The organism is Candidatus Aminicenantes bacterium, from assembly GCA_026393795.1.
In the GTDB taxonomy this organism is placed as follows: domain Bacteria; phylum Acidobacteriota; class Aminicenantia; order UBA2199; family UBA2199; genus UBA2199.
Window position 1 is genome coordinate 1 of record JAPKZL010000320.1, and the last position, 22,497, is coordinate 22,497.

Below are 22,497 nucleotides of genomic sequence, written 5' to 3' on the forward strand. Positions count from 1 at the left end.
GATTCGGATCCCTCAATTCTAACTCTCTTCTCTAAAAATATCGGGACGATTCATATCATACCCGATGTTTTGGAGAAAGTTGAGCAATTAAACCCGAAGGAATGCTGCCGTTTGGGGCTGGTGATCGCCGAGCCCACATTGGAACAATACCTTGAAGCCGGAAAGAAGATTCCCGGCCTTGCCTTCGATGACACATTGTGTTTGATCCTTGCCCGGGACCATCATTGGACATTGATCTCCACCGACAAAGCTCTTCGCTCCGCCTGTAAAAACGCCAATATTCCCCTTCTTTGGGGGCTTGAGCTTATGCTGCCATTGGTTGAAATAAATTTATTACCCCCTTCCCTAGCCCAGAAAACCGCAGATCGCATCCGCGCCCTGAACCCCGGTTTCGTTAATCAACAGATACTGGAACGCTTCAGTAAAAAAGTTGATTCGCTAAAACCAAAATTCGTACAAAAAATCACAAAAAATTAAAATGCAAATTCTCGAATCAATAAGAGCTTTCAAACATCATTATTTTAAAATAAGAAAAATTGCAGCAAAGTTAGCTAAAAAAGGTTCTTTTAAGCTTAAGATTTCCATAATTGACGATATAATTAATGAAGAAATCTTCACTCCTGACAATTATGAAACTGTGCAATTCGTAGTATTAATGAGGCGGTTTTTAGATCAAAAAGATAATCTTTACTATAAAAATGTTTGGGGGTTGCTAAATGAGCATTTTACGGATGTGATTCCACCAGAAACTATCAAATATTTTGAGAAATTTAATAAACAAATGATCGAAGGAGATATCGGAATTAATATCAATGGAGAAAATCTTTCCTCAGCAATAATTTATCAAATTCTGGCCGACGGTGAATATTTTGGCAATGACAAAAAAGCTCAAACATATCTAATAAATTTAAATAGGACTCCGATAATGGGACCACTATTTTGGTATAAATTTTACACATATACAATGGATGGTTATAAAATAGTTCAGTTTTTATTCGACACGATTATTCAGATAAAAAACACTTCTAAATTTAAAGAATTATTTATCAATGATTCACAAATCATAAACCAATGCATTTATTGCCTTTCTAGATCGAATAAGTTCACATCTGAAGAACATATTTTCCCAGAATCACTTGGCAATGATGAGCTCATTTTACATAAAGGGTTTGTTTGCGATGAATGTAACAATGGCATCCTTTCTCGTCTGGATGATTTTCTACTAAAATTCGAGCCAATTGCATTTTTACAAGTTCATTTCGTTCCCTTTAAAAAAAATGGCGAATTACCATCAGCGAATTTTCAAAATCTTTCTATTAAACGCACAACTCCAAAAAATATTGCAATAAAAACGAAAGATGAATCCGCATTTATTATTCATGATAAAAATTCAGAAACTGGAGAAATTGATTATACAATCAGTATAAAAGGAAGGAAGCTCGATGCCAAAATGCTTGGAAGAGCACTCTATAAAATTTCGTTAGGAATAATTGCATTGGATCATGGAAATGAAATAGCATGTAGCTCAAAATTCGATACGGCACGAAATTTTATAATGGGCAATCAAGGCTTTCCGAACAATTTACTAATTAAAAAAGAATCCATCCCTCATCCAAAGGTTGAAATTTTACATCATGAATTACTTGGAGGAACTCCTTTTGCTATAGATATTTTTGGGCTCATTTTTTTACTGAACCTCGCACCACAGCCACCTCTTAACTTTAATAAAGTTATCACCCAAGAACGGTTTTTTCTATATTCACTTGAATAGTAGCATAAAAAGAGCATAAAATTAATTTATCGATTACCCAAAGAATTTATTTTTATACAACCCATCTCTAAAATGATTTTTCATTGGTTTTCAGTAGGGACAGGTCGCGACCTGTCCCTACGGATTCATGAATCAATGTTCTCCACGATTTTTATTTCTTTTTCCGTCAACCCATACAATTCATAAACTATCTGATCGATCTCCCGGTCAGTGGCATCAATTTGGCGCTGGATCATTTCTTTTTCAGTTTGATTTTTTGCGATAGTTTTGTGTTTCTGAAGTGATAGCATAGATTCAACCAATTTCAGCATTCGATCATATTTTGTTTTATCATTTTTGTTAGACATAGCAATAGTGCGAATCGGCAAACGTTCAACATGACCAGAGAATAAACGGAACCTCCATAACCCTCCCCTTAAAGCATTACTTAAACCACGAATCATAAACCAAAGTAACTTGGAATTAAGTAAGCCAAGAAGATATAGAGAATCGCTTTTAATAAAATAAACCGTATTGCTAAAATACATACCCTGAGTATCTAAACAAAATTTAGGATAGCGGGAAATATCTGGAAAAATAATTTTTGGCTTATCAAATAAATCAACATAAGCTTCTTGTGGCTGCTGAAGCTCGTACCATGCTTGTTGTGTAGCACGCTTCAACAGTTCTGGTTTAAAAGTGCTGAGATGCTCAATAATTTTTGGATAACCTGACATATCAATTCCATGTGGTGTATAAATAATCCAAGTGTCATCCCAGTTACAATAATAGTGATCTAGATCTTTCCCGCCGACATAAGGCTTAATTATTTTATTTGCCTCATTGTTATAAGTTAAAATATTTTCTCTCTCTTTTTCTGATAATAAAAAACCTTCATTGTATCCGGACACAATGCCCCTACAAACCTCCCCATAGACCTCAAGAAGAGATGGATATTCTGAAAAAAGTTTCGAACGTAGTTGTGCGGTTTTTGAAGATTCAAAAATCCAAGCCTCATCATTAAATGATTTTCGTTCGAGTTGTAAAATGACTGGAAATTGTTCTTCAGGGAGTAAAGAGACTGGATCACAATCCTGAATAATGAAATTAACGAGATCAGATTTTGAAGATGATTTCCCAGCAATTATAATAATCGGATATACGGTAGCACCCAAGAAAGGCGTAAAATCGCCAAAATCGACCAACGTTTCTAAGCATAGACTATTCACAATAAATGATCGAAGTGACTTTCCAGCTCTTGAACGAACAAAAGTATTACTGAGAATGAAGCCAAGTTGTCCATTGCTTTTTAGCAAAGTTGTTACTTTCTCAACAAAATAATAAAAAATATCGGCTCGATCCGAATGAGACAAGTATTTCGATTTCAGATAAAATTTGATTTCTTTAAAACCCTCCATGCGGATATACGGCGGGTTGCCGATTACGGCATCGAAGCCGCCGGAGGTAAAGATGGTGGGAAACTCGCGCTGCCAATCAAAGGGGTTGACCCGGCGCAGCTCTTCCGAATCGGGGAACATCTTGCCTGAAAAATAATCGGGGCCGATCAAGCTGTTGCCACACTTGATATTATCATTCAAGTCAGGGAGGACGGTCTCCTTGAAGAGCGACCGCTCCTCGTAAAGTTCCTCGCGTCGGGTATCCTCAAGTGCTTTCAAAGAAAGAGAAAATCGCGACACTTCAACTGCTTGCTGATCGATATCGACACCGAATAAATTGTTTAGTAAAATCTGACGCTTGAGGCGGGCGGTCAGACGCACGCGGCCGTCGCTGTCGTAATAGGCGTCGGCGCGATCGGCAGCGCTTAAACGCTTTTTAGTATCGAAATACTTGATGTGCCAGTCGATCAGCGCGGCATAGGCGCCGACCAGGAACGAGCCCGAACCGCAAGCCGGATCGAGAATTTTCAGTTTGGAGACATCGGCAGGGGCTTTACAATTTTCGAGCAATTTGCCTACCGTGTTCTTGACGATATATTCCACGATGTACTGCGGTGTGTAGTAAACGCCGCCGGCCTTGCGCACCTCGGGCTTTTCTTCGATCTTTACCCGCTGCTCGGTGGTGCGCACGACCCGTCCCAGGAAGCGCTCGTATATCGTGCCCAGGATCTCCACCGGCAGGACGGCGAAGTTATAGGGCGAATTCTCCGGCTGCAGGGAACGAATGATGTCGCGCACCGTTTTGTTGGCCACCGTCACGGCTTCGAGTTCCGGGCGGGGTTTGAAAACATTGCCGTTGTAGAAACGGTTCAATTTTTCAAATATCTTGCCGCAAGCAGCGAACCAGCCGCTGTCGCTCTCGTCCAGGCCGTCGCTCTCCACGGTTGCGGCAAGCTGGTCCAGATAGTCGTCCTCGATTTCCCGGTCGGAAAGAGCTTTGATAAAAATCAGCCGGTCAATCAATAACTGCACGGCGGCGGTAATTAGCGCCCCGTCTGCGGCCGGGTTGAGCTTTTTCATGTCCTTGGCCAGGCGCACGCGCCAGCCGTTCTGGTCATTGTCCATATCGGCCAGAAACGCCTTATCCGGCGGCATGCGGTTGGCTTTCACTTTACGCGGGGAAAGGGCCAGGGCCCAGAGCCCACGCGGCGTGTCGCTCTGGCGGGTGCGGGCGTGGCGCCTCAAGTTCTCGCGCTCAAGCAAATCCCAGAGGCGGTCGAACTGGTTGACAAAATCGTCGCAAGTCCAATTCAGAACCAGAAAATTGCGCAACGCCTTTGGATCGTTGACGTGCAGCGTGCAATCGAGGACGACGAATTCCTCGAAATCGGTGAGGATGGCGAAGTCGATGCGCCGCACCGGAGCCAAATTCTGGGTGGAATAGCCATAGGCATAGACCTGGTTCAACCAGCGCGGATCGTGCATGTCGTATTTCACCTGCTTGGCGTCCATGACCAGCAAATGCTGCCCGTCAAGCTGCAGGGTATAATCGGGGCGCTTGCCCCCGCGTCCGGTGCGGTTGACGACGAATTCATAATCAGCGACGGACAGGCCCTCATTGGTGGTGTTCCAGTTGAGATATTTAAACAGCGGACGGATAAAATTGTTCTCTATCTGGGCCTCGGCCTGATTCAAGAGGCGCGCCTTGTTTTTTTGGAAATCCTCGACCAGCTTTCCTATTCCGCCCTTAGCTTGCTCTTTGCTGTATGGCATTTGAACCGATTATAACCTAGAGACGATAAATTTTAAAAGAAGTTAAAAAATATTACTTTATGCCTATTGCCCCTTCTACTTTTTCGCCGTATATTAATTAACATGGAAGAAGAAAAGACGCTTTCGGCCGCGGAGCGCGGGCAACTGATCCGCAAGGTCGTCAAGTTCTTCGGCTTTTCCAGCCTCATCCTGGCGGCCATGTTCTTCCTTGCGGCCGGGACGCTGAACTACTGGCAGGCCTGGGTGTACATGGCTATCCTGCTCGTCCCCATGTTCTTCGTGGTCGTCTACTTCCTGAGAAAAAGTCCCGATCTGATCGAGCGGCGGATGCGTATGAAGGAAAAAGAACCGGCGCAGAAGGCCATCATCAAATGGTCCTACCCCTTTTTCCTGGCCGCTTATATTATGCCCGGCTTCGACCGCCGCTACGGCTGGTCGGCCGTCCCGCCCTGGTTGGTCATCGTTGCCGACGCCGTGGTCCTGGCTTCATACTTGCTGTTCGTCCGCGTCATGCGCGAGAATCGCTTCCTGTCGCGGGTGGTTGAGGTCGACCGGAAACAAGAGGTCATCCGCACCGGCCCCTACGCCGTGGTGCGCCATCCCATGTATGCGGCGGTCATGCCCATGTACTGCGTCGGTCCCCTGGCCCTGGGCTCGTTCTGGGCCCTTCTCCCGGCCGCGGTCATCCCCGTCGTCCTCGTGGCCAGGATCCGCAGCGAGGAAAAGGTGCTGGGCCGGGAACTCGCCGGATACAGCGAATACTGCCAGCAGGTGAAATACCGGCTGCTGCCGGGGATCTGGTGAAACCGATCGTGCCATGGAAAAGCGGGTTCGTATTTCCCAAATGATCGCAAACGAGATAGAAAACGAGGTGAGAAATGAAAAAAAGTCTTTTTCTACTGGTGATTCTTTATGGCATGGTGCTGACGCCGCTCGCGGCCCAAGAGGCACCTCGATTCATCGATGCTTCCACTCTGGCCAAGGTGAAGGCGGAGCTGCAGCAGAAGTTCGGCGAAAGCGATAAATTCCGCAGCGGCCGCGGCCTGGACCAGGTAGCCGGGCTGTGGCGGGCCGAGGACGGCAGCCGCGATGAATTCGCCTCTTTTTGCCTGGAAAATTTCGCGGCCGACGGCAAACCGCTGCAAGCCCTATTTGAGAAACTGGAATTCTACAATGAAGTCCTTGGCGGCTATTTCAACGCCATGTCCCAGGACAAGGACCAGCCGGTCGACCTGGACTGGGGCGAGATCACGCCCGTCGATATCGTCATGAACGGTTTCAACCCGGCCGCCCACCTTTCCGAAGACCTGTTCCAAAGCAAGCTGGCTTTCATCTCTCTGCTCAATTTCCCGGTCTACAGCCTCGCCGAGAAAACAGCCTGGGGAGTCAAATGGGACCGGTGCCAGTGGGCCTACGCCCGCCTGGGAGGCAGCAACACGACGCGCCTTCCGGCCGAGGTGAACCAGGCGATCAGCGCCAAGATGGCGGCGGCCGGACGTTATATTTCCGATTACAACATCTTTATGGGCAGCCTGGTCGGCCCGCACCTGAAAACGCTTTTCCCGGCCGACATGAAGCTCATCAGTCACTGGGGAATTCGCGATGAGCTCAAGGCGCGCTATGCCGATAAAAAAGGGCTGGCAAGGCAAAAAATGATTTTCAAAGTCATGGAGCGCATTATCAACCAGGAGATCCCGGCCGTGATGGTCAACTCGGGAAAATACCAATGGGACCCGTTCAGCAACGCGGTTTTTGAAAACGGGGAAGTGATCGCCGCCGAACGCGAAGCGGACGATCGCTACCAAATTCTTCTGAGCACGTTCCAGGCGATGCGCTTGATCGATTCCTTCAGCCCGCTCTATCCCACCCATATCCGTCGCAGTTTCGACGTCAGCCGGGAAATTCCCGAAAAGGACGTGGAAGCGATGTTCGGTAAACTGCTTTCTTCACCGCAGGTGAAACAAGTGGCCGCGCTGATCCGCAAACGCCTCGGCCGCAAACTGCAACCGTTCGATATCTGGTATAACGGCTTCAAGGGCAACGCCGCCATCAACGAGGAAGAACTGGATAAAATCGTAGCCGGCAAATATCCGACCCCGGAAGCCTTTGAAAAAGACATGCCGCGCATCCTGCTCCAGCTTGGATTTTCCCAAGCCAGCGCCGCCGCCATCACCCCCCATATCCAGGTCGACCCGGCCAGGGGCTCGGGCCATAATTCCCAGACCCAGTCGCGGAAATTCAAGTCCAGGCTGCGCACGCGCATCGGTCCCAAGGGCATGAATTACAAGGGCTACAGCATCGCATTGCACGAAATGGGCCACGCCGTGGAAAATGTGCTCGACCTTTACAACATGGATTATTTCTCATTGGCCGGAGTGCCCAATACGGCGTTCACCGAAGCCATCGCCTATGTATTCCAGGACCGCGCCCTGGACATCCTGGGCATTGAACAAAAAAACCCCCAGGCCCGGGACTTGCAGACGCTGGACTCGTTCTGGAACAGCTACGAGATCATGGGCGTGTCGCTGCTGGACATGAAGGTCTGGCATTGGCTGTACGACCATCCGCAGGCCACGGCAACGGAATTGAAGCAAGCCGTACTGGCCGCGGCCAGGGAGATTTGGAACAAATACTACACCGGAATTTTCGGCGTCCGCGACCAGGTCATTCTGGCTGTCTATTCCCATATGATCGATTCCGCCCTGTACCTGCCCGACTACGCCATCGGCCATGTCATCCAGCTGCAGATCGAAGAATACTTGCGCGACAAAACGGTGGGGCCGGAAATCGAGCGCATGCTGGCCGCCGGCAATATTCCGCCACAGTTTTGGATGAAAAACGCCGTGGGCAGCGACATATCGGTCGAACCGATGCTCAAGGCAGTGGACCGCGCCCTGAAGCTGGCCGCCCATTGAGCCGGCGCCAGCCCGGAAGCATGAAGAAACGAAGATGAAAGCCCCCAAGCAAACCAGGCGGGAATTCCTTGCCTACACCGGCTGCCTGGGCGCGATGATCGGCCTGGGCGCAGGCAGGCTTTTCTCGTCCGGCCAAGCGAAGCCGGCCGCGCGGCCAGAGACGGGCGCCACTTGCCAATTCCGCACCGTGGCGGTCGGGCACATCGCCGAGCTCAAAGCCTGGATGGACAAATTGGACCAGGCCGGACACCTGACCGCCAACAAGACCTGGCGCCGCTATATCAACTCGTTTCAATACGCGCCCCCGCTCGAGCTGCCCGGCGCTTGCTCGCTGATCATCATGTCCACGCCGCTGAAGAATGCCCGAATCGTCTTCAATGCCGCCGGCCAAAAGCGTACCGTCATGATCCCCAGCGGTTACGTCGATGACGGCCTGAAGCTGGCCGACTATCAAAACATGCTGTACGACCGCGGCATCGTCGCCAGGGGGGGTAAATTGGCCCGGGCCAGGCTGCCCTTGAAGCAGCTGGCGGTACGCAGCGGTTTGGCCGAATACGGCAGGAACAATATCACCTATGTCGACGGTTACGGAAGCTACCATCAATTGCTGGCATTTTACAGCGAGCAGCGCCTGGAGGACCACTGGGGTCGGCTGAAGATGATGCCCCTGTGCAAGGGCTGCTCCATCTGCCTGGACGAATGCCCCACCCGGGCCATCCGTAAAAGCAATTTCGTCATCGACGCCGAAAAATGCATCACGCTGTACAACGAACTGCCCGATCCGCTGCCCGACTGGATCCCGGCCAAAGCCCACAACGCGCTGGTCGGCTGCCTGAAATGCCAGCACACCTGCCCGGGAAATGACGAGGTGAAAGACAGCGTCTGGGACCTCGGCGAAGTCGATGAAGCCGAAACCGCGCTGCTGCTCGAGGGCCGGGCCGATGCCAGAACGGAGGCGTCGCTGCGCGCCAAGTTGCAGCGTATCGGCGGCGGCGACGACCTTCCCTACATCGCCCGTAATCTCAAACTGGTCCTGAAGGCCCAGGCCGGTATCTGAGAAGAGCCTTTCAGCTTCTATTCGAGTTTTTTCGCTTCCTGCTGGATGCGCAGTAGAAGCTGCAGGCGGTTGCTGACCTTGACCTTTTGAAAAATGTTGTGCACGTGGATCTTGACCGTGGCCAAGGCGATGAACAACGCGTCTTCGATCTCCTTGTTGCTTTTGCCCGCCAGCAGCAAGCGGACGATTTCGGCTTCGCGCTTGGATATGGCGAATTTTTCAAGAACGAGATCCAAGCTGTCCGGAATGCTGGCAGACCGCAGCCGTCGGGAACGCCGGCGCGCCCAAAGAACGACGGCGGCCAGAACGGCCAGCACTCCCGCCGCTAAAAGCGCAAGTCCGTACTGCTCTAAAAATGGAGGGCGGACCTTAATCTGCATGGAAATCCCTTCTTCGTTCCAAATCCCGTCGTTGTTGGCGGCCTTGACGCGCAAGGTATAGAGACCTATCGGCAGTCCGGACAGCAGCACCACCCGGTCGGTTCCCTGATAGATCCAGTCGCGGTCGCGGCCTTCCAGGCGATAGGCATACTGGTTCTTTTCGGGCCGCACGAAGTCAAGGGCGGCGAGCTCCACCCGAACGTTCTTTCTGCCCGTCGTACGCATGGAGGTGGTGCTTTCGAGATCCTGCTCGATGCGCAGCTCAGTCATCACCAGCGGCGGCGGATGGTTGTTGAGCCGGAATTCCGCGGGGCGGAAAGCGGTGAAGCCAAAACGGCCGCCGAAATAAATCTCGTTGTCGCGGCAGCGATAGAAAAAGAAAGCCTCGTTCAGCCCGTCGGCCACCACGCCGTCGCGGCGATCGTAGAAGGTGAAAGTGCCCAGCTGGGAATCGAAGCGCGCCAGGCCGGCCTTGGAACCGAGCCAAAAATGACGGTCGTTTTCCTCGACCATGGAAAGGAATGAATTTTGCCTGGAATTGTCACCGGGGGCGAGGAAATGCCGGAAGGTTATTTTTCCCCCCGCCCGCTGCAGCAGGTTGACCCCGTTGGCGGTGCAAATCCAGACCCGGCCCCGGCTGTCCTGTTCCATATAGGTGACATGGCTGCTGCTCACGCTCTCCGGATCGGACGGATCGTGCTTGAAAATAGTAAACCCGTCACGGCCCGGCTGCAGAAGGTTCAAGCCGTCATCGGTGCCGATCCAGAGGGCGCCGCCGGCTTCCAGCATGATGGAGTTGACGCGGTCGTTGCTGAGGCTGCGGGCATCATGGCGGTCCTGCCGGTAAACGTGCATATCGCCTTTTTCGCAGTCCAGCCGGATCAGGCCGCGGTCAGTGCCGATCCAGTTGCAGCCGCTGCCGTCGCGGATAAACGAAAAGGCCAGGATGTCGCTCGTGTCGGCCTTGTCGGGATTCAATCGATACAGGCGCTGCAAGCGGCCGTTGGCGGAACAACGGGCCAATCCTTCCGTGGTCGTGAACCACAGGCTGCCGTCGCGGTCGAAGTCGGAATTGGTGATGAAGGAGTTGAGCTTGCGGCCGGCTCGGTCCGGATCGAGCAGCAGACGGCGGAAGGTCGAAGTGCGGCGGTCGAAAATGAAGGCGCCGCCGCCGTAGGTGGTCAGCAGGAGCTCGTGATCGGCGAATTCCCTCAGCGACGTGACCCAGTTGGCCAGGGAACTCGGCAGCTTGTCGCTGTTGGGACGAAAGCGGGAGAATTTTTTTCGTAGCGGGCTCCACTTGTCAAGGCCGCTGCGGCAAGAACCGATCCAGAAACTGCCCAACGGGTCGCCATAGATGACCCGGGTGCATTGGCTGGTCTGCATGTCCGTGTCATTGAACAGCATGGCGATCCGCGTGTACAGGTTCGCCAGCGGATCGAAGCGAAAAAGGCCGTTGTCCGTTCCGAGGATAAGGTTTTGCGGCTCCCCGGGGAAACGGGCGATGGCATTGACGTTCACGCCAGCGGACGGGTCGCTGGCGGAACCCTTCTCCAGGCAGCGCTGCCAGAGGCCGGTGTCGGGCAGGTAGCGGAGCAGGCCGGCGCCTTCGCTGCCGATCCAGAGAGCATTGGCAAATCCTTCATCGCAGAGGATGGCTTTGACGCCGACGCTTTTTTTGGACCCGCTGGCGGCGCCAGTTAGCGGACAGAACTGCAGGCTGTTGTCCAGCGGTTGAAAACGGTACAGGCCGTTGGCCGCGCCGACCCAGAGAAAACCGGCGCGATCACCGCTGATGACATGTATCCGCCCCGGCCGGGGGGCGTCGGCAGCGACCGCGGGGGTGCGGGTGATTTTTCCGCTGGCCAGCTCGAGTTGGTCCAGGCCGCCGTCGGCCGTGGCGATCCACAACCGCCCGGGAAGTGCCGGAGAAACATAAAGACAGGTGAGATCGTCGGCGCTGATGGTATCCGGCCGGCGCTCATCGTGGCGGAAACGGACCGACCGACTGCGGTCCGGGTCGAAGCTGACCAAGCCCCGGGCCGTCGCCAGCCACAAACGCCCGCCCGGCCCTTCGCAAATACCGCGCACCGACGGGTCGGCCACGGCCGTTTTTTCCCCGTCACCGATCCGGCAGGGGATGACCCGGTAACCGTCATAGCGCGCCAAACCGTTCACCGACCCGATCCACAGCCAGCCACGGCTGTCGAGCAGCACGGCATTAATTTCCATCTGCAACGGGGCGGGGTTGGCCAGGATATGATCGACCTCCAGGTAGGCCGTCTGGGCGTTCAGGCAAAAAAACGCAGCGGCAAAGGATACCAGAACGGCAGCGAGCTTGGTGGTTCTCATATGGTTTTGCAAACTATTAAATATACGCATGATAGTTAGGGTATGTTTCAATTATAGCCAATATTCGGCGCCGATTCAACAACGCGGCCAGGCCAATATGACTTTCATCCTATATGTCAGGCGAATAGACCCCGGGATTCATTTTAAAAAATCAAACTCAAGTCCTATAGGATCCATCCATTTTCTACAATACTATGGTGGCAGGTACGAAGATGGCACCCTATTTGGCAACGAATCCAGCGGGCAACGGCGGCAGCCTATCCGCCGAATCAACGGCCGGCAAGCGGCGCTTCAACAGCAGCCGCGTACTCATCCTGCAGAACTGTTCGACCGAAGGGATCGGGCTTTATGAAACCCGGCTGCAGGAACTCGGCATCGTCCATCACACTCTCCATCCGTATGCCGGGGAAAGTTTCCCTCCGCTCGACCGTTATAACGCGATCATCGTCGGCGGCACCCCCGTATCGGTGAATCAAATCGGCAGCCACCACTTCTTGCTGAAAGAAGGACGTTTTCTGAAGCGGGCGCTGAATCGCGGCAAACATATCCTGGGCATTTGCTTCGGCGCCCAGCTGCTGGCCAGGCTGCTGGGGGCCGTGGTGACCAGGAATCCGGTCATGGAGATCGGGGCCTATCCCGTCCGGCTGACCAGTGCGGGGAGGAACGATCCGTTGTTCAAGGGGTTTCCGCAGACGTTTCCCGTGTTTCATTGGCATGGCGACACCTTTGCCATCCCGGCCCAAGGCCGACGGCTGGCCATGGACCGGGATTGCCCCAATCAGGCCTTCCGCCTGGGACGCGCCGTAGGGCTGCAGTTCCATTTGGAAATCACCCCGGCCGAGGCCAAACACTGGGCCGGCGCCTACAAGGACGAACTGGGCTCGGTGGGCAAGAACGCCCCACAGCTGGCAAGCGAATGCCGCACCCATAAAGCCATGATGGCCAGCCTGGCCGGTCTCCTGCTTGACAATTTTCTGGCCGGAGATCGCCACTAAAAGGAGTTCAACGATGAAAAAAATCATTTTCCTGCTGCTCATTTTGCTCTTGTTGGCGATCGGTGAATTTGCCCAAGAAACCGGTTCTGCAAATCCGGCCAACGAGAAGGCCATGATCGAAAAGGTCATCCGTGCCTCCATCGACTGGGCCATCGTTAAGGACCGGGTGCTGCTGGAAAGCCTGTTGGTTCACGATGACAGTTTGTTCATTTTCAATCCCGATGCAAACAGCACGGTAGGTTGGAGCCAGTTCAAGAAGGGGTTCGATTTCTGGATGGATACGCGCTTCAAGATGGAACACTACGAGATGCGCAACCTGCGCATCGACCTGTCCCTTTCGGGCACGGTGGCCTGGTGGTCCTGCATCCTGGACGAACGCGCCAGTTGGGATGGCCGGTCCATCGGCTGGCAAGACACGCGCTGGACCGGCGTCATCGAAAAACATGGCGGCAGATGGCTCATCATGCAGATGCATTTCTCCCATGCCAGCAAATGAGTCTCGCCCCGATTCGCAAAATCGCCACTGGGCGGTGCTGAAGTCGTGAAAGATGATCGATACTTGCCCATCATCTTGAAATTGAGCGCATGAGCAAAAAAACGCCGGCAAAACCGATCGGCAATGAATTGGCGGCACCTTCGCCAGACGCCATTTTTGCAACCGATGGCATCGGCGATGCGGCGCAGCCGCAAATCCGTAAATCCCGCTGGTCCGGACCGGAGGCCATGGTATCCCTGCAAAAAACCGCCGAAGTGCTGGCCATGGCTTATCTGGTCACCAACCTGAACTTCAAAACAATTCCGCTGAAGGAATTCATGGATGATTGCGAAAGGAAAATACTGCTCTCCAGCCTGCACCTGACCCACGGCAGCCAGAAAAATACCGCCGACCTGCTCGGCCTGAGACCGACGGCCCTGTTCGAAAAAATGCGCAAGCACGGCATCAACGGCCGGAAGATCAAATTGTCCGAAAAACTCAAGGCAGTCACGTCCCAGGGGATGGAGTAAAAAAAGATCATGCGCATTGCCCGGAAACCAGGAACCCGGCCCCGGCAAGGCAAAAATGATAGGACTTTGGTCACGAATGCAAAAAAATGACTATCGGCCCATTACTTGGGATGGTTTTACACGTTATAGCATATAGCGAAACAGCAGAGGTGAATGGAATGAAACAGTTAGCGCAAAACAGCAATGCCGGCTATGAGTGGCACGGTATTTCAGACATGCCCGATTCCGTCGTGCCGAACACCCTGAAACAAATCAACCCCCTGGCCGGCCAATCGGTCTGGACGAATCCGGATATCGGGAATTTCCTGGCCAGGACGACCGAATCGATGGTTTCCGCCTATCTCGACGTCAACCTGAACGTCAGGAACGTTCAGCTGAAGGGATTCATGGATGATCTCGAAAAAAATATCCTGCTTTCCTGCCTGCGCCTGACCCAAGGCAGCCAGAGAAAAGCCGCCGCCCTGTTGAGCCTCAAGCCAACCGCCCTGTTCGAGAAAATGCGCAAGCACGGCATCAACGGCCGGCAGATCAAACTATCAAGAAAACTTCAGCTGCCCCATCCCCAGGCAGGGTCATAAAAACCATCTCCCTATCCAGTAGACCGAATCGGTTTAAAAGAATTGCATCCGCTTTCAAACATGTCGGAGTTCCGTTTCGTATAAGTTGTCTTGGGAATAATCATGACGGGCGTGGAGAGTAAAAGCAAATATTTACATTGCCCGAAACGTCTATCATAAGTTATAAGGAGCAGTCATGAGAAAGTTTTTATCTGCCTTTTTGCTGGCCGTATGCATCGCTTCATCGCTCACCCTGGCCGCGGAGGAGACCCTCCCCTTTCGCGTGACCCGGGTAAACGAACGGATCACCCTCTTCACGCCGGGACAATACGCCCCGCCGGCCACGATGACGGTCATCACCACCCCGAAGGGGCTGATCGTGATCGACACCCTGCTCTCGCCCACGCTGGCCGAATTGGCCATGCAGCGGGTAAAAAAAGAACTGGGCCGGGATGACGTCCTGCTGGTCATCAACACCCACGACCACATGGATCACACCGGCGGCAACCAGGTCTTCAAGGGGGTGGAAATCATCGGCCACGAGAGCGTGGTCCCGGCCATGAAGCGCTCGGCCGACGGCATTGCGGCCAATCAGCCGAGAATCCTGGCCCGCATCAGGCAAAGGGAAAGACAGCTGCAGACCCTCGCCGCCGACGCCCCGCAAGCCCTGGCCCTGGCCGAAGCGAACCGCATCGACCGCCTGCTGATGGAAGACCAGCAGAAGCGTTTTGTTTCCACGCCGCCAACCAAAACCTTCGCCGACAAGCTGACCGTGAGCGCCGGCGGACTGGAATTGCGCCTGTATTATTTCGGCCGGGCCCATACGGACAACGACATCGTCATTCATATCCCGAAACTCGGCGTTCTCTTTACCGGCGACCTCTTCCATACCGAATCCATCAGTTCCACGGCCGCCCAGCGGCCGCTCGACATCCCGCGCTGGCTGGCCGTCCTGGATGAAGTGCTCAAGACCGGCAAGGGGGTGCGGACGGTTGTCGGCGGTCACATGCTTGTCTACAGCCGGGAATGGCTGGACGCCCAGCACCGCTACATCAGGGACCTTTGGACTGCCGTGAAGCAAGCCAAGAAAGAGGATGTATCGTTGGCGGCATTGCGCGCGAAACTGCCGCTCGAACCCGCCTTCGCCTACCTGGCGCCCTACTTCGACCTGAAGGCCCAGCCGAACATCGACCGCCACCAGGCGAACATCCTGGATTACTGGCGGGTGGGGCTGCGGCCGGCCGGTGCCGAGATCGAACGGGTCATGCGCCAATCCGGGCCTGACGCGGCGCGCGCCCGCTTTCAGGAGCTCCTGGCCGCGGGCGAGCGGGAATTTTTCATCGACGAAACGGAGTTCAATGCCCTGGGTTACAGGTTCCTCCAGCAGGAAAGAAAGCCGGCTGAGGCGTGCGCCGTATTCGAAATGAACCGCGATGCCTTCCCCGGATCCTGGAACACTTGGGACAGCCTGGGCGAAGCGCTGCTGACGCAGGGGAAGCTGGACACGTCCGAAGCCTGCTACCTCAGATCGCTGGAGCTCAACCCCAACAGCCAGAGCGGGAAGGACACCCTCAACCGCATCCGCCTGGACTTCAAAAATGAGACGAAAGCGACAATGAAATTCGCCCCCGGACGGAAGACCAAGCTGAAAGGCCCCTACTTGGGCCAAATGCCTCCAGGCCTGGAGCCGTCGGTATTTGCCCCGGGCATCGTCTCCACGGCCGGCAACTTCGAATTCTCCATCGCCTTCAGCCCCGACGGCCGGGAGCTCTATTTCACCCGGCGCCAGGACCCGGGCGGATTGAACACGATGATGGTCTGCCGCTGGGAAAAAGACGGTTGGACCGCCCCTGAAGAAGCCGCATTCTGCAAAGGCTTCCCCAGCAATGAGCCTCATATCACTCCGGATGGGAAAAAGCTGTATTTCGGCTGCAACCGCCAGCCCCCGGGCGCGGACCGGGCCGAGTACGGGATATGGGTGACGGAACGGGCGGCAAGCGGGTGGGGCGAACCGCGCTACCACGGCCCGGGCATGTACGTCTCCTCGACTCAGCATGGCGACCTCTACATGACCGATGTGACCATGGCCGCCGGGGGCGGCATCATCATGTATCCACTGGTGAACGGAATATATCAGGCGCCGGTGAAACTTCCGGGTGCCGTGAACGAACCCGCGTGGGCATCCCATGCCTTTATCGCTCCTGACGAAAGTTATATCATTTTCGACTCCGATAATCGTCCGGGCGCCCAGGGCGGCGAGGGTGACCTGTACGTCGTGTTCCGCAACACCGACGGTTCCTGGAGCGACGCCTCAAACCTGGGCGACACGATCAATACCCCGGGGACAAATTTCTGCTCCATGGTGAGCCCGGACGGCCAGTATTTGTTATATTCGGCCAGCCGCGACATTTACTGGGTCAGCGCCGAGGTCATCCAAAGACTGCGGCCCGGCGCCGCTCCCCAGGTTTCCCTTAGCGAAGAAATTAAAAATACCGTCCTGGCGGGGGACCTGCCCCGGTTGCAGATGCTTCTGGCAAAAGACCCGGCACTGGTGAAAGCCAGGGATGCTCAGGGCCGGACGTTGATGCACCTGGCCGCGGCTGCGGGCGACCTAAAAATGGTCCGCTGGCTCATCGGGCACGGAGCCGAAATCGACGCGCGCACGGCGCAAATGTCAACACCGCTCATGCATGCGGCTCTATCAGGCAAAGCGGACATAGTACGGCTGCTCATTGCCAAGGGCGCGGACGTCGGCGCCAGGGACAGCTATCAGCGAACAGCCTTCATCCTGGTCGCCCGGGACAGAGGGGACGCCGACATGGCCCGTATCCTCCTTGACGCCGGCGCCGACATCAACGCCGCCGACCGCTGGAACGACACGGCTTTGAACCTGGCCGCCTGGCGCGGCTTCGGCGCTCTGATCGACCTGCTACTCGAACGGGGTGCCGAGCTTCCTGCCGACCCTCGCAAAAAGCAGCAGGGATTCATTTTGGCCATAGCCAATGGCCTGGAAAAACTTTTCGAACTGGTCTTGGCAGCGGGCGCGGACCTGTCTGTTACGGATGGATTGGGAGGCAATCTCCTACATGCCGCCGCCGACGGGGGATCCGAGCCCATCATGAAAGCACTGATCTGGAAAAAACTCGACCTGAACGGCAAGGACCGCAACGGCTGGACCCCCCTGCACCGCGCCGCCGAGCGCGGCTGGCTGCGGGCGGCATCGCTTCTGGTCGAGCATGGCGCCCGGTTGAACGAACGCACCCTAGCCGGAGAGACGCCCTACGACCTGGCCCTGGCCGAAAAGAACGCCGAGGTCGTTGACCTGCTGACCGCCAAAGGGGCAGAGCAGGGCCCGCCGCGGTTTCCCGAACTCCAGGGGGAATACCTGGGCCAGAAAAAGCCCGGCGCCAAGCCTGAACTCTTTTCCCCGGGCATCGTCTCCAGCCGCTTCGGCCTGCACAGCACGGCCTCGTTCTCTCCCGACGGCCGCGAGGTTTACTGGAGCCTGATGATCGATCCCCGGACTCCCGGCTACAGCATCGACCGGCTGATGGTCAGCCGGCTGCAGCACGGGCGCTGGACCTATCCGCAGATCGCGCCCTTCACCGGAGAAGGCAAGGATGCCGACGTTCCCTTTTTCACTCCGGACGGCAAAAGGCTCTATTTCATGTCCCGGAGGCCGCTGCCCGGAACAGATAAACCGAGCGACGAGCATATCTGGTTCATGGAACGGCAGGGAGACGGCTGGTCGGATGCCCGGCCCGTGGACGCTGCGGTGAACGATCTCCCCCATCATTGGCAGTTTTCGGTGGACAGGGATTACAACCTCTACTTTGCCACGACCATTGCCGGAGGGCAGGGAAAGAACGACATCTACTGCGCAAAATACGTCGATGGTCGCTATCAGGAACCCAAGAACCTCGGCGCCCCGGTCAACACCGCCGGCGGCGAGGAGATGCCCTTCATCGCCCCAGATGGGAGCTACCTTCTCTTTGCGAGAGAATTCGATCTTTTTGTCAGTTTCCGGGTCAAGGACGGTTCCTGGAACGTTCCGGTCAGTCTGGGTCCGGAGATCAATTCGCAAGACATGGACCTGTGTCCGCTAGTGAGCGCCGACGGCAACTATCTTTTTTTCCTCAGCCGCCGCGGCGGCGAATCGCACACCTGGTGGGTATCGGCGAAGGTCATTGAGGACCTGAAGGCGATTGAAACCGCTCCGGCACTTTCGCAAATGACCTCCCTCGAACAGATCGACGACCTGGCCGGAGCCTATTTCGCCCTGGGGCAGATCGACAAGGCCGTCGAAGCCTTCGAATACGCCAAGTCCAGGTTCCCCGCCGAGCTGTATACCATCATCCGTCGTCTCGCCTTCTATCACGCCCAGGCCAGGCAATTCGACAAGGTCATGGACGACTGGGAGCTGGGGCAATCCAAAGGTCTGTTCTTCCCGGCCGAGAGCAAGCTGTACGAGCCGCTCTTTCAGACCGAGCGCTACCGCAAATTCCTTGCCGCCAATAAGGAGCTCCTCAACACGGCGCTGAGCAACGCCAAGGCGAAATACGATGTCGTCCTTCCTGAAAGCTACGACAGCAAAAAGAAATACCCCCTTTTCATCGTCATGCACGGCAACAACATCAACACGGCCGTCATCAAACCCAAGTGGAAGCTGGACAAGCTCGCCGGGCGCGTCATCCTGGCCTTCCTCCAGTCTTCTCAGGTCAGCGGCTCCGAATCGTTCATCTGGGATGACCTGCCGGCCGGCCGGCGCGACATCGCCGCCTTTTATGCCTGGCTGCAGAACAAGTACAGAATCGACAGGTCAAACATTTTGATCGGCGGCTTTTCCGGCGGCGCCGCCATGGCCATCGATGCGGCGCTGCGCCAGGCCGTCCCGGCCAGGGGATTCATCGCCCTGTGCCCGGGGGGCGTCCTCCCCGGACGCGCCGACATGGAAATTTTCAAGAAGGCGGCCCGAAAGAACATCACGGGCCAGATCATCGCCGGCGAAAAGGACGACCCGGAGGAGGCGAAGGCGCTGACCGACCTGTTCGCCGAGGGGGGGCTGCGCATCGGCTTGAACATTGTCCCCGGCTTGGAGCACACTTTCCCCGCCGACCTGCCCGCACGCCTGGACAGCGCCGTTGATCTCATTCTGAAATAATGGGTTCCGCAAATGAAACAGCGGATCCAAAACCAATTAAAAGCGGAATCGATAAAAAAAGGACCATGAAAATAAAAACATCCGACTGTTTCCTGCCGCTCGTGGCAGTGAGTATCGTCCTCATTTTGGTTGTAGCCATGGGCGCCCAGACTCAGCTGGCCGAGCAACCCCCGCTGATCCCCCGTTCGATCATTCTCGAGGAGTCGGAGCGCGGCAACCCGGAGCTCTCACCCGATGGGAAAATGATCGCCTACAGTGCCCAGTACAATGGCGTGGCCAACATCTGGGTGCAGACAGTGGGAAAAAACGACGATCGGGTGGTGACCCAGGACGCTAAAAACGGTATTCCCTATTGCTTCTGGCAGGCGGACGGCGAACATGTGCTCTACTTCCAGGACCAAAGTGGTGATGAGAACAGCCATCTGTTCCAGACCGATATCCATACGGGAACAACGCGTGAGGGCAGCCTATGTGACCAAGCCCGATAACTCCGCCGAGATCCGCGTTCGCGACAGCAGCAAGGATCCCTGGAGAACCCTCATTTCCTGGGGGACCGACGAGATGAATTCCGACTATACGGGAGTCGCCGGGTTCACTGCCGACAATGCCAAAATCTGGGTCATCGCCAGTCTCGGGGCGAACGCGGAGCGCCTGCTGGAGGTTAACCCGGGCACGGGCGAAAGAAAGATATTGAGCGAGGATTCCCAGTTCGATACCAGGGGGCTTATGGTCAATCCGCTGCGAAACACGCTGGAGGCCGTAGCCTACGAAAAAGAGCGCAGGACCTGGATTTTCTTTGACCCTCTGATCCGGGCAGATTTCGAGATCCTGGCAAAGGTTCGGGCGGCGGACATCTCGATCCGCGGCCGCGACCGATCGGACAAGATCTGGCTGGTCAAATTCGCCGCTTCCGACAGCCCGACGACTTACTACCGCTATGACCGAGCCGCCAAGAAAGCCAACTATCTCTTTTCCGAAGATCCGAAGTTGGAAAACTTCCCACTTGCGAAAAAGCAACCCATCCAATTCAAATCTCAAGACGGCATGACCATTTACGGCTATCTCACTTTGCCGCTTGGCCTACCCCCGAAAAATCTTCCGCTCGTGGTCCAGGTGCATGGAGGCCCCTGGACCCGCGACAACGGGGACCTTGATTTCCCCGTGCAGTGCCTGGCCAACCGCGGCTATGCCGTACTGCAAGTGAATTTTCGCGCTTCAACGGGCTACGGCAAAACGTATCAGAACGCCGGCAACCTGGAGTGGGGCGGCAAAGTCATCCAGGACCTTGTGGATGGCAAAAATTGGCTTGTCGCCCGCGGCATCGCCGACCCCAGGCGAACGGCCATTGCGGGTGGAAGTTTCGGCGGCTTTGCCGTGCTGGCCGCCATGGCTTTCCACCCTCGGGAATTCATCTGCGGCATCGCTGTCAACGCCATCAGTGATGCCAATCTCTTTTTTGCTTCCATGCCTCCACATTGGACGGTGGCCAAGGCGAGGTTCGAAACGCGCATGGGCAAGGATCCGGAGTTCCTCAAAGGGATCAGCCCGCTGTATAAGGCCGACCGGGTTGCATGCCCGCTTTTAATCATGCATAACGCCAACGATGTGCGGGTCAAGCTGGAACATGCCGAGCGCATGGTTGCTGCCCTGAGAAAGTACGGCAAAGAAGTCACTTTCCTGGTTTTCCCGGATGCCGGGCACGTGGGTGGAGGAGCCTATGCGAATTTTTTGAGACGCTGGGCGGCCATCGAGGACTTCCTGGGCAAGCACCTCGGCGGCCGCGCCGAGCCTCCCAACGAAGCGGAAAAGTGGGACCAGCTCATGAAGTGAATTGGGATAACATGAACACCCATGCCATTATCCGGGCCTGTTTTTTTTCCATCCTCCTGCCACTTTTATTCACGAGTACGGCACCCGCCCAAGAGCCGCATCCCGCGTGGCGGACGGAATCCATCGACCTGGCCGTCGAAATCGATCCGGACCGTGGCGTGCTGAAGGGAGATGCCGGGCTGCAGCTTAAAAACCTTGGCGCCGGCGATGACGAGATCCTTTTGACCCTCAACCATCAGCTGCGGGTGGAAGCGGTTATGGATGAATGCGGCCGCCCTCTGTCTTTCGAGCAGAGTGAGGACAGCCTCGCCGTTCGTCCGCAGGAGCCGCCCTTTGGAACGGAGCTGCGCACCATCCGCATCCGTTATTCCGGCCGCTTTCTTGAACGGATCCCCGAACTCGACCTGCGCAACGCCTGGATCGGCGGCAAAATCTCCTATGCCTTCTGCAGCAGCCGCTGGTATCCGCAAGCGCCCGACCCGTTCCGCCGCTGCCGGGGAAGGATCGCCTATCTTGTCCCCGGGAATTGGACCGTGGCCAGCTCGGGCAGGCTGACGGCCACGGAAGAAATTCGCGGCGCGAAACGGTGCACCTTTGTCGTCGCCTCCCCGGTCGAGTTCTCCTTCGCCGCCGCCGACTTCGTCCATCATCGCGAAAACATCGACGGCCTGGAAGTGGGCGTTTTCCTGCTCAAGGGCGACCGGAATAAGGTGGACTATTATCTGGGCAACTGCAGCAAAATGATCGCTTACTTCAAGAAACTCTACGGCTTCTTTCCTTACGAGCGCTACGATCTGATCGAGCTGCCGCAGGAGATGCTGGGCAAGACGGGCGCCGCCTGCTATGAAAGCCTGACCTTTTTCCCGGAGTCGCTGCTGCCCAAGCGCTTTTTTTACGCTCCGGTCTTCGCGCATGAGATCAGCCATTGCTGGTGGGGGAATTGCGTTCGCGGCGCGGAGGGGCCGGTCATCAACGAGGGCCTGGCGCAGATTTCGATGGGGCTCTATCTCGAGGAAACCCTCGGCAGCAAATTTTTTTGGAACCTGCTGAAGGATGGCGCGCCGCAGTTTCTGTACCTGCATTCGGCGCGGTTGTTCTTCCGGGCCCTGCAAACGGCCAAAGTCAAAGACAAGTCGCTCGAAGCCCTGCTCATGCGCGGTGAAGACCTGGAACTGGGGATCCCGGCCAAGGACAAGTTCACCACCCTGCATATGCTGGCCAACAGCAAGGGGTTCTTCGTCTTTGCCATGCTGCGCGAGCTGATCGGTCCCGAGCCCTTCAAGCAAGGCCTGAGGACAACTCTGGAGGGTTTTTCCTGGAAAACC

The 22,497-nt window shown here is 55.3% G+C and carries 15 protein-coding genes; 13 read left to right on the forward strand and 2 right to left on the reverse strand.

Annotation, left to right across the window (positions count from 1 at the left end; genetic code table 11):
* On the forward strand, positions 1-477 hold a 477-nt coding region (locus NTW95_15580), incomplete at its 5' end, for a hypothetical protein (GenBank protein MCX6558826.1).
* Between the two features lies 1 nt (position 478).
* Positions 479-1,771, forward strand: a complete 1,293-nt coding sequence (locus NTW95_15585; protein ID MCX6558827.1) for a hypothetical protein — start codon at positions 479-481, stop codon at positions 1,769-1,771.
* 125 nt (positions 1,772-1,896) lie between these two features.
* Here NTW95_15585 and NTW95_15590 read toward each other — a convergent pair whose 3' ends face one another.
* The gene (locus NTW95_15590) at positions 1,897-4,920 is read right to left on the reverse strand and encodes an N-6 DNA methylase (GenBank protein ID MCX6558828.1); all 3,024 of its coding nucleotides are present in this window, start codon (positions 4,918-4,920) and stop codon (positions 1,897-1,899) included.
* Between the two features lie 102 nt (positions 4,921-5,022).
* Here NTW95_15590 and NTW95_15595 point away from each other — a divergent pair, with 102 nt between their 5' ends.
* The 3 genes from NTW95_15595 to NTW95_15605 all read left to right on the forward strand — a co-directional run bounded on the left by NTW95_15595 (position 5,023) and on the right by NTW95_15605 (position 8,892).
* Entirely contained in the window at positions 5,023-5,724 is a 702-nt protein-coding gene (locus NTW95_15595) for an isoprenylcysteine carboxylmethyltransferase family protein (GenBank protein MCX6558829.1), read from the forward strand.
* Between the two features lie 74 nt (positions 5,725-5,798).
* The gene (locus NTW95_15600) at positions 5,799-7,835 is read left to right on the forward strand and encodes a hypothetical protein (protein MCX6558830.1); all 2,037 of its coding nucleotides are present in this window, start codon (positions 5,799-5,801) and stop codon (positions 7,833-7,835) included.
* A 34-nt stretch (positions 7,836-7,869) separates the two neighbouring features.
* Positions 7,870-8,892: a twin-arginine translocation signal domain-containing protein gene (locus tag NTW95_15605; protein MCX6558831.1), complete on the forward strand. Its 1,023-nt coding sequence runs from the start codon at positions 7,870-7,872 to the stop codon at positions 8,890-8,892.
* Positions 8,893-8,909: 17 nt separating this feature from the next.
* Here NTW95_15605 and NTW95_15610 read toward each other — a convergent pair whose 3' ends face one another.
* On the reverse strand, positions 8,910-11,624 hold the full coding sequence (locus NTW95_15610) for a LuxR C-terminal-related transcriptional regulator (protein ID MCX6558832.1): 2,715 nt from the start codon (positions 11,622-11,624) through the stop codon (positions 8,910-8,912).
* A gap of 212 nt (positions 11,625-11,836) precedes the next feature.
* On the opposite strand from NTW95_15610, the gene NTW95_15615 reads away from it, so the two are divergent.
* The 8 genes from NTW95_15615 to NTW95_15650 all read left to right on the forward strand — a co-directional run.
* On the forward strand, positions 11,837-12,619 hold the full coding sequence (locus NTW95_15615; GenBank protein MCX6558833.1) for a type 1 glutamine amidotransferase: 783 nt from the start codon (positions 11,837-11,839) through the stop codon (positions 12,617-12,619).
* A 13-nt stretch (positions 12,620-12,632) separates the two neighbouring features.
* On the forward strand, positions 12,633-13,115 hold the full coding sequence (locus tag NTW95_15620) for a nuclear transport factor 2 family protein (GenBank protein MCX6558834.1): 483 nt from the start codon (positions 12,633-12,635) through the stop codon (positions 13,113-13,115).
* Positions 13,116-13,204: 89 nt separating this feature from the next.
* Positions 13,205-13,624: a hypothetical protein gene (locus NTW95_15625; protein MCX6558835.1), complete on the forward strand. Its 420-nt coding sequence runs from the start codon at positions 13,205-13,207 to the stop codon at positions 13,622-13,624.
* Between the two features lie 158 nt (positions 13,625-13,782).
* The gene (locus NTW95_15630; protein ID MCX6558836.1) at positions 13,783-14,202 is read left to right on the forward strand and encodes a hypothetical protein; all 420 of its coding nucleotides are present in this window, start codon (positions 13,783-13,785) and stop codon (positions 14,200-14,202) included.
* A 175-nt stretch (positions 14,203-14,377) separates the two neighbouring features.
* Complete coding sequence (locus NTW95_15635) at positions 14,378-19,342, forward strand: ankyrin repeat domain-containing protein (GenBank protein ID MCX6558837.1); 4,965 nt, start codon at positions 14,378-14,380, stop codon at positions 19,340-19,342.
* A 101-nt stretch (positions 19,343-19,443) separates the two neighbouring features.
* Positions 19,444-19,830, forward strand: a complete 387-nt coding sequence (locus tag NTW95_15640; protein MCX6558838.1) for a hypothetical protein — start codon at positions 19,444-19,446, stop codon at positions 19,828-19,830.
* Positions 19,799-21,172, forward strand: a complete 1,374-nt coding sequence (locus NTW95_15645) for a S9 family peptidase (GenBank protein ID MCX6558839.1) — start codon at positions 19,799-19,801, stop codon at positions 21,170-21,172. The genes NTW95_15640 and NTW95_15645 overlap by 32 nt, the downstream gene beginning before the upstream one ends.
* Before the next feature lie 11 nt (positions 21,173-21,183).
* Positions 21,184-22,497, forward strand: a 1,314-nt coding sequence (locus NTW95_15650; GenBank protein ID MCX6558840.1) for a M1 family aminopeptidase, incomplete at its 3' end; no start/stop codon positions are given.